Annotated in this window: 15 protein-coding genes; all 15 read right to left on the bottom strand. The window is 49.7% G+C overall.

Features of this window, described 5'->3' with window-relative positions; all coding sequences use genetic code 11:
- Position 1: 1 nt before the first annotated feature.
- Positions 2-322 (bottom strand): DUF2577 family protein, encoded by a 321-nt coding sequence (locus NSQ46_RS05545; RefSeq protein WP_342576976.1) that lies wholly within the window; start codon positions 320-322, stop codon positions 2-4.
- Positions 322-1302 (bottom strand): hypothetical protein, encoded by a 981-nt coding sequence (locus NSQ46_RS05540; RefSeq protein WP_342576442.1) that lies wholly within the window; start codon positions 1300-1302, stop codon positions 322-324. Before NSQ46_RS05540 ends, NSQ46_RS05545 begins: the two co-directional genes overlap by 1 nt.
- 11 nt (positions 1303-1313) lie before the next feature.
- A complete protein-coding gene (locus NSQ46_RS05535; protein WP_342576441.1) occupies positions 1314-1964 on the bottom strand; it encodes a hypothetical protein in 651 nt (216 codons plus the stop codon).
- Positions 1965-1967: 3 nt separating this feature from the next.
- A complete protein-coding gene (locus tag NSQ46_RS05530) occupies positions 1968-5255 on the bottom strand; it encodes a tail tape measure protein (RefSeq protein ID WP_342576440.1) in 3288 nt (1095 codons plus the stop codon).
- Positions 5256-5409: 154 nt separating this feature from the next.
- Positions 5410-5820, bottom strand: a complete 411-nt coding sequence (locus tag NSQ46_RS05525; protein WP_277746934.1) for a hypothetical protein — start codon at positions 5818-5820, stop codon at positions 5410-5412.
- A gap of 66 nt (positions 5821-5886) precedes the next feature.
- Positions 5887-6330, bottom strand: coding sequence for a phage tail tube protein (locus NSQ46_RS05520; protein ID WP_277746935.1), 444 nt, complete (start codon positions 6328-6330; stop codon positions 5887-5889).
- A 3-nt stretch (positions 6331-6333) separates the two neighbouring features.
- Positions 6334-7686 carry a phage tail sheath subtilisin-like domain-containing protein gene (locus NSQ46_RS05515; RefSeq protein WP_342576439.1) on the bottom strand — a complete coding sequence of 451 codons (1353 nt, stop codon included), beginning with the start codon at positions 7684-7686 and terminating at the stop codon, positions 6334-6336.
- On the bottom strand, positions 7667-7918 hold the full coding sequence (locus NSQ46_RS05510; RefSeq protein ID WP_277746937.1) for a hypothetical protein: 252 nt from the start codon (positions 7916-7918) through the stop codon (positions 7667-7669). The genes NSQ46_RS05515 and NSQ46_RS05510 overlap by 20 nt, the downstream gene beginning before the upstream one ends.
- Complete coding sequence (locus tag NSQ46_RS05505) at positions 7915-8385, bottom strand: hypothetical protein (RefSeq protein WP_342576438.1); 471 nt, start codon at positions 8383-8385, stop codon at positions 7915-7917. Before NSQ46_RS05505 ends, NSQ46_RS05510 begins: the two co-directional genes overlap by 4 nt.
- Complete coding sequence (locus NSQ46_RS05500; RefSeq protein ID WP_342576437.1) at positions 8382-8906, bottom strand: HK97 gp10 family phage protein; 525 nt, start codon at positions 8904-8906, stop codon at positions 8382-8384. Before NSQ46_RS05500 ends, NSQ46_RS05505 begins: the two co-directional genes overlap by 4 nt.
- Positions 8896-9219, bottom strand: coding sequence for a hypothetical protein (locus tag NSQ46_RS05495; RefSeq protein WP_342576436.1), 324 nt, complete (start codon positions 9217-9219; stop codon positions 8896-8898). The genes NSQ46_RS05500 and NSQ46_RS05495 overlap by 11 nt, the downstream gene beginning before the upstream one ends.
- Positions 9216-9602, bottom strand: coding sequence for a hypothetical protein (locus NSQ46_RS05490; RefSeq protein ID WP_277746941.1), 387 nt, complete (start codon positions 9600-9602; stop codon positions 9216-9218). Before NSQ46_RS05490 ends, NSQ46_RS05495 begins: the two co-directional genes overlap by 4 nt.
- Positions 9571-9894, bottom strand: coding sequence for a Rho termination factor N-terminal domain-containing protein (locus NSQ46_RS05485; protein WP_342576435.1), 324 nt, complete (start codon positions 9892-9894; stop codon positions 9571-9573). The genes NSQ46_RS05490 and NSQ46_RS05485 overlap by 32 nt, the downstream gene beginning before the upstream one ends.
- A gap of 38 nt (positions 9895-9932) precedes the next feature.
- Complete coding sequence (locus NSQ46_RS05480; RefSeq protein WP_342576434.1) at positions 9933-10868, bottom strand: major capsid protein; 936 nt, start codon at positions 10866-10868, stop codon at positions 9933-9935.
- 33 nt (positions 10869-10901) lie between these two features.
- Positions 10902-12128: an XkdF-like putative serine protease domain-containing protein gene (locus NSQ46_RS05475; RefSeq protein ID WP_342576433.1), complete on the bottom strand. Its 1227-nt coding sequence runs from the start codon at positions 12126-12128 to the stop codon at positions 10902-10904.
- Positions 12129-12198 lie beyond the last annotated feature (70 nt).

Below are 12198 nucleotides of genomic sequence, written 5' to 3'. Positions count from 1 at the left end.
ATCACTCCTTTCCGAGAACGTAATACCGCTGCCCGGTCATCCGGGAAACAATGAGTCGATCGCCAGCCTTCAGAGGGCTGGGAATCAGTAATTTCCCTTTCATCGTCGAAGTCTCTGGCTCCGTTACCTCAAAGATAACTTCTATTTCACGCTCCTGCAGGTAATCCGCAAAAACCAGGCTCCCAGCTTCGTAAGGATAGGGGTCACCGTCAACTTCGATCTTTGCAGCAGGCCAGCTCAGGAGCGTTGCTCGCTCCGTATCACGGGCATCGATGCGATCCTTCGTCTTATTCTGTAACAGCTTAATTGCATCAAGCAGCATCAAGCTTCCCTTCTTTCCAAGACCAACTTGACGGTGAATATCCCGTTTCGCCAGCTACTATCGGCACTCACCACGATCCATTTGGTGACCACCGTGGTCTTAATTAATACAAGCCACCCAGCGCGCAGCCCCGCCAGCGTGTAGTCATTATGACGCACCGTTATTTTCTTGATCTGCTTCGCAGATGACATGGCTTTAACCCTCTGCGTAGCTATTGTGGTTGGATTCTCATCTTCTTCCACTTCGATGATTTCTTCCATGCGACCAAACGTTTTGAGTGCATCGGTATTCGTTTTCGTAACAGAAGAAACGATCTTGTCATCCTTATATTTCTGGGCGGTGACCACCGTGTACGTATCTTCCAAGTCGTATCCAGCGGTACTGGCTTCCATTTGTTCAGGTACGAAAATAGGCACGCGTTCGTTCGTACCCTCTCGAACCACCTGCAGATAAAAGTGTTTATCCGTACGGATCGCATCCACATGATAACGGTAGCCGCTACGCTCATATGCTTTTTGCAGCACATCCAAGATGACTTCGGAATGAGCCATCGTCCCGTACCTCTCGTCCAGGTTAAACCCCAGATTGGGGCAGCGGAAGTCTACTCCCGTAGTTTTAATGTAGCGCTGCAGTTCAGCTCCTGCCTCACCCTTCAAATACGGCCGAGTCCCTTTATTCTTGGCCAAGTACCAACCAATTTCACGAGCATCGATTTCCCAAACTCCCGAGAATTCATCCTTTTCATATTTGATGATTGGACCGTGGAAGAATTGGTTTTTGTGATGAAGGAGATCCTTGCCTATTCTATGAGAAAAGCACATCAGCATACCGGCCACACTGACCGTTGGAATATCACGCAGTCGGACGGTCATGCTTCGAGCGATTTCATCCCTTTGAGATGACCAAGACACGTCTGTTACCGCGGGAGTCAGGGCCGATCTGGCATCGTTTTTGCCATAAATGACTGCGAACTTGTCCATGATCCCCCTCCTTACATCGGCTTGGCCAAAGCCGATGAAATTTTGTTCCTTTGTGCTGTATAATCAAATGCTCCTTTTGCATTATCAGCGTTTTCCTTGGCTGCCTTGCTTTTTTTCTTCGCTTCGGCTTTCTTCTTTTTTTCACTTGATTTCTTTTTATTCTTTTTATCTGACTTGGCTGTTGTGTTCGGTCTGCTTTTTGAAGCTTTGGTGATGATTACACCAGGCTTCAGGAGCTGCTTAGTATTGCTGTAGGTTACGATTTTTACAGGCTTATGCTCGACCAGTGTCATCGTAATGTGGATATTGCCTTGGCCATCCTTATATACAATGTCCATGCTTTCGATCAACATAGTCTGAGAAAACAATTCTTCAAAGTTCAGCACAACGGGCTTCGGTTTCCACTTTTCTAGCAGTTGCCATGTCGTCTCTGGTCGTTTATAAGTGACCGTTTGCTTCTTGTCTGTCTCCCACAGTTCACGCCATCCTCGAGGCAGAATCGTCGAAAAAGAAACCCTCTGCAGCTTGGCAGAGGGTTTCCCTGTTCGTTCCTGACCTGTGATTACACTAAACGTATCAACATTGTTGCCGGTTGTGATCTGGATCTCGGCCGGGGTGATTGGGAAAGTTAGCCGGATCGCTCCTTGAGACATAGCCAGCATGTTTTAACCCCCTGTCTCCAGTACTTTGTACAATTCCTCGCCGAATACTTGCCGGATGAGCGCACGGCCTTCAGGGCTGGTCAGAGCCTTAGCAAACGATTGGAAATCGGTAACGCCTGTTGCAAGCCCGCTAAAGTCCATCGTTATATTCCCGATAGTCACCGTTTTAGAGCCGGTTTCCCCTTGCTCTGCTAGTGGGGTTGTCCGCAGTGGAATGCTGCTTCCGGACATACCCGGTCCCTCAATTCCATCCACGCCTTCTTGCATGGTCCCGGCGATTAGGTTCATTCGCTCGCGTATCTTTGCAGGGTTCAGTCCATCAGCAAACATGTTTACAAAGTTTACGGCCCATTTGTCCGAATTACTAGCCGGCCCTTCTTTGGTCGGTGAACTGAATCCCAGATAGTTTTTAATGACGCCCGCGGCTTGAGAAACAACAGATGTCAGGGACGGGAATTTATTGCGCATGCCAGCGGCCATCATAGATATTAAATTGCTCCCCCAGCTGCTGCCCTGGCTGACTACATTTTGGATCGACATCAGATGTTGCCTAGTCTGTGATGCTGCATTGCCAGCAGAAGAACTTACACCGGAAAAACTCTGGCTCGCGTCTTTTGCTCCAGATACAATTTCTTGGGTGCTGCTCTTTGAAGTTTGGGCAAGGTTCTTGGTTTTCTCTCCCGCCTTTTGCGCCTCAACTCCAACTCCCTTAATTTCTTCCTGCGCTGCCTTAGCTTTTGAACGTTCCCAAATGTCCAAGAATGAGGACTTGAGGCCGTCCATAGCCGTCTTCACGCCAGACTGATCCACCACATTCGTAATGGCTTCTTTCATCCCTTTTTGACCCACGTCTTGATAGAAGCTCCTCAAAGCAGCTTCTACCTTGACTTGGTTCTCGGCAGTTCCGGTAAAGGTGAGTTTCGATTCAGGCCGCGGTTCTTCAGGCGGCTCTTTCTTCTTAATTCCCAACCATTCAGCCGCTGTGTTTGTCCAAGATCCCACGGTTTCTTTAATGGTATCGGCAGTATTGCTGGCCCATGTAGATACGTTTGAGCTAATGTCCGAGAAGGTATCCACCACTTTCCTGGTGATACCCGAGTCATCAAACCAATTCCCGACCTTCTCACCCACAAAATTACCCACCGACGCACCAAGCATTGATCCGATTGGACCAGCTAAGGAGCCAACAACGCCACCTATCGCTCCCCCAGCAACACCACCTACAACAGATCCGCCGCGGGTAGCGACGGCTTCTTTAAATCCTTCCTCCTTGGCTACCGTGTATAGATCATAGGCGCCGATAGCTGTTCCTCCAACAGCACCAAGAATACCACCCGCCCGCATTAATCCCTTGGCGCTACCGCCCAACGAGATTCCGCGAGGAGTCCGTCCTTTTGCCGGCTTGACATCATTTGATTGTCTAGGTAGTGGACGATCGATGTCTGGCATGGAGCCAGTCCGATTCCTTCCCCGACGGCGATTTCTCCCTCTTCTTCTACGACTTCCATCGTCGCCACCGACATTGCCAGTAATATAAACGCGACCAGCGTTAACATTCATCGTTGTCACGGATTGGAGCTCAGGTCCTTCGATTGAAGGGGAACCGCCTCCGCCAAATTTACGTTTGGTAGGAAGCTTGTTCCATACCCACTTACCTCCAGTGGATGTCATACTCCAAATCCGTTTTCCCGCCCCAACCAAGTCTCTGTTTAGCTGCATAATTCCTTTAGTGAAGGAGGTAATCGCCTTGGTGACCAGAACACCGGCCAATCCCAATAGTGCAGTATTAATAGCTCCAGTATGATCTTTATAGAAACCTATTACATTTTCGATCCCTGTTGCAATTCCGGATCCAAACGCCTCAATACTGTCCTTATTTTCAACCAGCAGCGAGTTGAACTCTTGCATAGCAGGAATTGATGCCTGCATAATTGTGCCGCCGATGTCTTGAAGTTGCGCCTTCATCTGATTTTGGGTTTGTCTGTATTCGACCAACGGATCTGCAGCTTGTTGTTGTTCGAGCAGTCGGTTAGTGGTACCTGTCATATCGGGTGCCTTTTCGAATGCCGCTCCGTACGTTTTAAGAATAGCATCGGAGTTATCTTCCGCTGTCGCTGACCCCAGTAACACGAGGGATTGTTTCAGGTCGTTTCTATTCTGGCTTGCCAGATCGGCCAGCAATGCTGCAACAGCCCCCTGTGCCTGTTGACTATTACCAGAGTTAATATCTGCAGTAAAAGCATCGGCTTGGCGCTGCGCATCATTTTTTCCTGAACCTCGACTGATAAAGTAGTTAACCATATCGTCCTTGTTCAATGCTTTGACACCAAAGACTTCTTTGAAAAAGTCGCCTGGCTTATCAAAGTTAAATGCCCCTTCTTGGACCGTTTTAGTCAAGAAATTAGACATTTGCGCTGAACTGGTTCCCGAACTAGCAAAGTACGGACTGTATTCCCAAAAAGTATCAAACAAGTCTTGCTGTCGATCGCCAACATTCTTATAAGCATACATCATACTATCCGCAATTTGAGTCGGTGCCTCTTTAAATGCATTACTAGCTTGAACCAAGGCGCGGTTTATTTCTTCTGAACTTGAATCAGGACGGATGTATTGAATCTTCGCCGATGATGACAAAGCATCACCTATCTGTGATTTATCAGAAACCATTGGTGCTAAATCGGCAAGGCTTCTGGCTCCTGTAGCACGATCCGGAATGATCGCTTGTGCATATAGTTCATCATTAACAACAAGCGCTCGATCCCTCTCTTGTGCTGACAGGTAAGGGGCAGCTCGAGCAGCTTCAGTGTAATAATCCCCTACTCCTCCAAAGAGGGAATCCGAGACCCCGCCGCCTAACACCATCCCCCCGCCCAACGCTGCTAAGGCAGAGATTTTGGCAGATATGTTGTCAATGAGTGGGCTGATTTGATCGTCAGCCCTTAGCGTTACACGAGCATCGCTCATGGACCGTACTTCACTGTCGGCACGGGATACCGACCGCCGGAAGTTTTCTGCACTCGCCCGCGCACGGCTGAACAAATCGCCGATCGCTGTTCTCCCCATTTGACGAGCTTCATCGGTAGCTCTGCCGATCTGCGCCCCAAGATCGCGGGCTGATTCACTCGCACGGCGGGCACTGGTAATAAAGTCTTGACCCATCTCCCCCGCTGCTCGCCGCAACCTTGAAACATCATCTTGCGTCGATTGAAATCCTCGCTGCATGCGACGCAGCGTACCGGACACCAAATCCTGCGCTTCAATGGGCACCGTTATGCGTTTGGCCGTTGCCATGTCGTTCACCCCCTCCCCCGGCTTCTATTGAGTTTCTTTAACTCTTCCTCGGCCAACATGGATGCAGCCAAGCAAAAGTGATACTGTCGATTCAGATCCACATCATAAGGCAAGACTTCGGCAGGCAGTTTTTTCTGGTTGATCCAAAAGGACGCTACCCAGCTTGCTTCTCCGTCTCGCCGGATGAGTTTTTTGCTTCTTTTAACAGTTCTTCCTTCGTCTCTTTGAAATTTCTGACTGCTTTACTCAGCTTACCGTACTCATCCGGATCCGAAAGAAGCCGCGGCGGCAGCTCAAATTTTTCAACACAGTTGAAAGCCTTCAGCAGCTCGATGTTGTTCCAGTCGAAATCATGCTCGGTCGCCTTCACAATCATGACGTCAAGGTCATTGTAGGTCTCTTTGGCCGTACCATCATCGTTGTAAGCCAATTCATATGCCCGACGCACATCCACAGTCGTCAGCTTACGAACAGACCATTGTTCTCCATCAGCTTCCACTGTGATGGTTTCTGGTTTACTGTTCCCTTTACCTCGTGCCAAGTATTTCTGCAATTTGTCGCTCATCGTATGTGCCTCCATTATTTAAAAATTGATTTTAGGTGAAAAGAAAAAAGGACGGTTGCCCGTCCCTTAAGCCATATAATCCGGAAATTCTTCAACAAATTCGAAGTCCGATGCGGTACCTTCTAACGTGATATCAATACCGCTGTTGCTATCGATTTGAGCCACGATAATATCCATGTTGCCATGGATATGGATGCCGGTGATTAGAACTCGCTCGACGTTACCCGTTTGCATATCCTCAAGCGCACCAGTGATGCGATCCAAGAACATCGTCTTGCCCGCCTTGAAATCGGCCAACAAGCGATAGCGCAGGCGTGATTCCAACTTAGACATGACCAGCTTGACCGGGATTTCGTAACCCACGATCTGTTTCGTCTTTGCCATTTTTCGGGCACGCACCACATCCAGTGTTTCAGGTTGCAAGATGACCTCGATCTCTTTAATCGTTTGGATCGGATCCCCATTGTCGTCCTGGACGGATAGATTCCGGCCAATCAGTTCGCGTTCCATCGATTACGCCACCTCCCATGTGATATAGAATGCTTCGATCGCATCAAGCGGTTTGGCGTACAGCTTAAAGTAAGCATAGTCAAAGTCGCTCACTTGATCAGGGTCTTCCGTGAAAGTATACTCCGATGCGATGGCCTTCTGAGCAGCGCGAATTGACAAATACTCCAACACGGAAGCAATGAACATCCCCCGGCCATCTTTGTCATTGTCGAGTTTCGCCTTTTGCTTTTTAGCCGCACCATAAATGTCGTTGAGGATCTGGTCGATCGTCATAGATACACGAATCTTACCGAAATCCTCCCGCTCGCCGGCTCCCATAGTGGTCAACGTATTGACTGCCGACTCAATGATGTAGTCATACCCGTCACGCGTGGCCATGAGTGTTCCTTCGGCCAGCCCCTTCATAACTTCACTATGGCTCCAATCGACGGCTGCCAATGTCATCGGCACCTTAACACCTGTGAAGGACTTGTTCGCAGGCGTGCCAGCCAGCAGACCTGCGACCCACGCAGCCCATTGCACGGAATTATAGGTTTTACCGTTGGTATGTGTACCAGCCAAGGAACAATTGATAATATAACGGGCATTCATTGCGCGGCTGCGAGTGTTATGCTTTTCGATGTCCGTATCACCTGCAGCAGGGCCAGCTACAACCATCTGCGCCAGTCTGCGGGCCTTAGTCCGTCGATCGAGCAACCACTGTTTCGCAGCTGCTTGAACGGCTGGATCGGTTGCGGACAGATAAAACACATCAAACGTCAGGCCATCCACCCGGTTAAATATACGGCTCCAGTCGGAAGCTGTGATGGTTCCGGTACCAGAAACACCCCCGGTCAGCGGCGTATAATTTACGTCAGCCATATCTAAAGCGCCCAATGCCTTGAACCGGACCATGTTGGATTTTTTCAGCGCTTCTTCCGCGGATGGTTTATCAGCCACCAAAAAAGTCTCCGTGTCATAGATTCCTTTGGTATCCCGTACAACGATCTCTTTTTTGGTCGCATCGACCAGACTCGTCCGGATCATATACTCAAAATCGTTTCCGCGTAACCCAGGGTAACGCGCCTCAATCGTGTAACTGTCGGCCACAGTCGCTGCCGCCGCTTTTTCCTGTTCGTTGGTCACCCGGTACCCGACCACCGTTGCCCCCGTTTCGGCGGCAAGCTCCAATACATCAACCTGCAGACCGCTCTCTTTCAGGCGCTCGGAAGTGTCAGCCATATCCACCGCAAAATTAGGCGCCCCCCATTCGGCCTGGTACGGGACCAGCACCCGACCCATCGACGGCGCAACCCTGGCCTTGGCCAGAGCAATCAACTCGACATACGCACCTGGTCTAACTCTCTGAATTGACATTCAGCGTTTCCTCCTTCTTTGCCGCCGGACGCAGGTAGGCATCCAGTCGGCTTTGTACATCTTGCTGAGATAGAAGTTCATCTGGCTTGCAATTAAAAAGGGCGCCTGCCACCTCAAAGCGTTCGTGCTTCAAGGCGGCTGCGCCCTCAATCCATTCTTGCTTGGTCCGCTTGTTTAAATCCAAATGGACCGAAGCAGCGGAATCATCTTTTTCTTTTCGTTTTGTACTCAAGGTGTACGCTCCTTTCCATATGCAATGTAGAATTCATTGATCTTCGGGACCGGATCCCTTGGAACCGAAAGCAGATACGAATATCGGAAGGTGACCTCGATCCGGTCTTTTTCCGGTCGAGTGCGAGGTGGCTCGATAACCAAGGCGACGCCGAAACGTCGGGACGAATAACAGAACCTTCGCTTTCGCAGAAAGGTGAAGAACGGGGTCAGATCAAAGGGAATCGGCTCACCCTCGTCTTCCTCGGTCATACGTTCCTTGTCAAAGTGGAACACCAGTCCCACATCCTCAATGATCCGGTCAGCCCGCGGCGTATGGACCTTGTCGGACACCAGATCCGTCTCAATAAACACCGATGGCCGCTCGAAACTTCCAGCAAGCCACTGTGTCCGGTCACGCAGGATCGGAAGATCAGGGTATACCTGCCGCACAATTTCAGCCCATGCTTTCAAACCAGCATCCATCATCGCAGCACCCTTTCCAGTTCAATTTCCAAACGTTTAATAATCAATTGATTCATCCCGCCTTCAAACTCTGCAACCGCCAAATCAAAGTACCTCCTGCCGATGAAGGATCGCGGTTTGGCCATAAATCCACCCTTCGCATTGCGGTCATATACAAACGAACCGCCGCTGTTCCAATATCCCGGCACAAAGTGTGCCTTATGGATTGTGTACCCTTCGTTCAGCAGTCGCGGATATCCCCATACATTCTGATCGGTTGAATCAGTGCCAAGATTGGATCCGACTTCAAGCGTAATCGCGTTCCGATCAACATCCCATTCCCATACGTTCCCTTCTCCACCTCGAGTAAATGAGTTCCACATCAGGCCCGTGTCAATCAGGCCTTGACGATCGATCTCGTCAATGACGTGGTTCAACAAAGCTTCACCCAGGGCTTCGGCGATATTCATAAGGACCCGCTTCATTTCCTTGTCGGCAAGCTTACGGAAACGGCGGACCAGTCCATCAAAATCATTAACGGTCATTGCCTTTCACCTCGCATGTGACCAGTAATTCGCGCCAGTAACGACGCGGGATCGAGTCAATGACCAGATAACGACGACCTAGCAGGACCACCTCGTCACCAAGCTGGACGTCGGATGCCTTGGGTACGCCAATGGTCTTTTTGACAATGTACAGCACTGGTTTGGAGTCGGTTTTTTCAGATGTCTCTGTCTTGATTACAAAACACTTCAGATCCGCGACCTTTCCCGACTTGCGATCACTGAATAGATCATCACCATCCCGCTTGCTGCCCACCCGGTACACAGCAAGCGGCGTTTTAAAGCGGTGGTTCACAGCAAATAGGCCGTGATGTTACCTTCATCCGGCCCTTCCTGCTGCTTCTTGACCCAGAGGAAAAGGATAGCATCCACGTCCGGGTTCCCCGTGGTTTTGCCGGCGATCGCCTGCCGAGTATAGGTCCAAGCCCCGTCACTCTCAGAAGCATAGTTCCGAGCGACAGCGGCCAGGTATTCCTCGCTATCCTGTAAGGCAAGCCCCTCAGCTAATTTAACCCAGGCAAGCATGAGCTGCCGATCCACGACTTCCGGGAAAGGCATTGGCAGATACAATTCAATGCGCACCTGGGCGTCATCAATATATTGTTTCAGTTGTTCCGCTGTGGCTTCCTGGATCGGAGCTACACGACTACGCTGTTGGAGGATTGTTGCTGTCAGCATTCGTACCGTCAGCTCCCTCTTTGGTGCCCAGGCCGTTGACAGGCGGGTCGTTATCGACCGGGGCGAGTTTCCCTTTCAAAGCTTTAATCAACTCGGGCTTCTTCATGTCCGCAAAACCTTCAATCCCCGCCAGCTTCGCTTTGTCTTTGAGTTGAGGCACGGTCAAATCCTCCAAAGGTATGACCTTTTCCTCGTTGACTTCAAAGTCAGGTCGTTCACGTAGCTTTTTCACAATCGATTCATTCTCGACCATTACCGGCACTTTGACAGGAAACCGGATGCCGTGAAGCATTAGGGATGCATTATCCCCCCGATAGGTAATGTATGGCATCAGAATGTCACCCCTTCCGCGAATCCAACAGCTCCTGGCTCTTCGAAGATAGAATCATAATCCGAATGGATGGCATAGAATCGTTTGTCCGCAAAGATCGCTTCTTTACCTTCCGTGGTCTTCCGGATCTGCATGTCATAGGTGTTCACCAGGACAAAGTTCTGATGGTAGGTAAACAACACAGCGCCTTCTGGCATGTGAGGCACTTCCTCAACAGCGTAGGAGTTGATTTTTTTCACGCCGCCCATAATTTGCAACTGGATGGATGCGCTGGTGTCTTTTTCGGCGAGCTTTTGCAGGCGTTCACTGAACGTATTGGGATGCATGAAATATTTAAATTCGCCAGCAGCACGAAGACGTGTCGGGACGGATCTCTCCAGTTCGAAGAAAATACCCACCTTTTTTTCAGCGGGAAGTGTGGCCCAGTCGATAACGTTCCCTTTAGACCTCGCTTTTTTCAACCATCCGTCATTGATCTTTAAGAAATCATAGTCCGGGTCAGTATTTGGTGTAGCTGTATCACCATTGAAACCAAGGTCTTGCATGTTGTCCGCGTAGTTCTTCGTCATAGCAGCCATGATGATTTCCTCAGCGTTTTGACCGCGGACACGCTGCGTCTGACGGATGAACTCTTCTGTGATTTCAAATGGCAGCACGACAGGGGCTACAGCGTAAGGCACCTGGGGGAACGTTGGTCCTACTGTATTGGTGGCCATGTTGTTTTCTACCTTACCACGCAGGTTCCGGCCAGTGACCCCAATTTTATCAATGGTGCCTTTGGCACTCGTCCGCGTGATTGTGCGGATTCCTTTGAGGAATTCCGTAGATTCATAAGCCATCGCCATGAAGGCGTCTACCTGTTCGTAATTAAGTGCCGTCTGGTCCATCGTTGTAACGATGGTCGATTTCTGAATGATTTGTCCGTTGGTTTTCATATACTTATTTATCTCCCTTCAAATTTGGACTGATTAAAGCAAACCGCTGAAGCTTACGCCTCCATTGGCAGACTTCTTAATGTCGTCTTCAGGCTCGCCCTGTGCGGATCCACCGCGACTGTTTTTAACAAGTTGCACATCAGCGGCCAGTGTGGTCATTTGCTCTTGTAGTGGGGCTAGCGCCTTTGCAATAGCGTCTGCCAAAACATCAGGCTGCGCTTCGCTCCCACCCTCTGTGCTCCCTGCAGGTTCTGCTCCTTCGCCTTCCTGTTTCTTCAGTTCCGTCACATCGGCAGCCAATCCTTCAACCTGCTTAACGATCGGCTGGATGGCAGCCTGCACAGCTTTTGCAATTTCTTCTGGTTTCAAATCGTCATCCTCCTCTGGCTCTTCTATAGGAGCCGTCTTATTTTTCAGTTCGGTCAATGTAGCAATGGCGTCATCAATATGCTTCAAGTTGCTTGCGGAAATTTTCTTTCCAGCCTTGGTGATTTGCTCCGGCGGCTTGCCGATGGCCTTCACAATGTCTTCCTGCACCAATACCTCCTGGGCGATTTCAACGAAATCCTGCAAGGCTTCGCGGATGATTTCCGGGTCTGTTTCCATCCCAGATTCCCATGAATCCCAACGAAAAAGAACCGCGTTCAGAGCGTCTTGAGCAGCCCAGAATTCACGGTTCTTTCTGTTTTTATTGTATTTGTCAGCGACAGCGCCTTTTTCAATCAGTCCAAGAGCTTTTGCAATGCGATTTAGCAGGCCCTTGGATACCTGTTCTTCCTCCTGGATCTCTTCACGCTTGCCTACGCCCCACATCGAAAACCCGGTGATCTCTCCTTTCTGGATGGATTCCCATGTCTCATCGTCCGTCACCTTAACACCAGCGACCCATGACCCTTTGACAATCACCTGATCACCGATCTCCATATCACACGGGGCAATATAGGATTCGACGACATAACCTTTGTCAGCTTCCAAATCATGTTGCTTATCGATGTTGTAAGTATGCTGGTTTTCCATGAACAAATGAGCCGCCTTTTCAATTTCATCTGCAGTCATCTGATCATCATGAGCATCCGGCGTGTCCGGTTGATACACAACCCCGATCACGATCCGTTTAGTATCGTCCACTTTGGCAATCTGCACTTGTTTTTGAATCGCGTTTTCCCCTGCATTCTTGATAATGGCGAACGGAACCCCGTTCGCGCCTTTATCGACGAGCGATAGGTGCGTAATTTTGGCGTCTTTCAATTTGAATGGCATTTTTTTTCTCACCTCCTCTCAGGAATAATCCAATGACAAACAGGCATGACAACAGAAGCACCATACCTAC

The organism is Paenibacillus sp. FSL M8-0142, assembly GCF_038597315.1.
In the GTDB taxonomy this organism is placed as follows: domain Bacteria; phylum Bacillota; class Bacilli; order Paenibacillales; family Paenibacillaceae; genus Paenibacillus_AQ; species Paenibacillus_AQ lactis.
Note: the sequence above shows the minus strand (reverse complement) of the source record. Positions and strands in the feature narration are given on the sequence as shown.

Bases quoted from the DNA above. Each gene is read 5' to 3' on its own strand.
- NSQ46_RS05545 (WP_342576976.1), bottom strand. From the start codon at position 322: ATGCTGCTTGATGCAATTAAGCTGTTACAGAATAAGACGAAGGATCGC.
- NSQ46_RS05540 (WP_342576442.1), bottom strand. From the start codon at position 1,302: ATGGACAAGTTCGCAGTCATTTATGGCAAAAACGATGCCAGATCGGCC.
- NSQ46_RS05535 (WP_342576441.1), bottom strand. From the start codon at position 1,964: ATGCTGGCTATGTCTCAAGGAGCGATCCGGCTAACTTTCCCAATCACC.
- NSQ46_RS05530 (WP_342576440.1), bottom strand. From the start codon at position 5,255: ATGGCAACGGCCAAACGCATAACGGTGCCCATTGAAGCGCAGGATTTG.
- NSQ46_RS05525 (WP_277746934.1), bottom strand. From the start codon at position 5,820: ATGAGCGACAAATTGCAGAAATACTTGGCACGAGGTAAAGGGAACAGT.
- NSQ46_RS05520 (WP_277746935.1), bottom strand. From the start codon at position 6,330: ATGGAACGCGAACTGATTGGCCGGAATCTATCCGTCCAGGACGACAAT.
- NSQ46_RS05515 (WP_342576439.1), bottom strand. From the start codon at position 7,686: ATGTCAATTCAGAGAGTTAGACCAGGTGCGTATGTCGAGTTGATTGCT.
- NSQ46_RS05505 (WP_342576438.1), bottom strand. From the start codon at position 8,385: ATGATGGATGCTGGTTTGAAAGCATGGGCTGAAATTGTGCGGCAGGTA.
- NSQ46_RS05500 (WP_342576437.1), bottom strand. From the start codon at position 8,906: ATGACCGTTAATGATTTTGATGGACTGGTCCGCCGTTTCCGTAAGCTT.
- NSQ46_RS05490 (WP_277746941.1), bottom strand. From the start codon at position 9,602: ATGCTGACAGCAACAATCCTCCAACAGCGTAGTCGTGTAGCTCCGATC.
- NSQ46_RS05485 (WP_342576435.1), bottom strand. From the start codon at position 9,894: ATGCTTCACGGCATCCGGTTTCCTGTCAAAGTGCCGGTAATGGTCGAG.
- NSQ46_RS05480 (WP_342576434.1), bottom strand. From the start codon at position 10,868: ATGAAAACCAACGGACAAATCATTCAGAAATCGACCATCGTTACAACG.
- NSQ46_RS05475 (WP_342576433.1), bottom strand. From the start codon at position 12,128: ATGCCATTCAAATTGAAAGACGCCAAAATTACGCACCTATCGCTCGTC.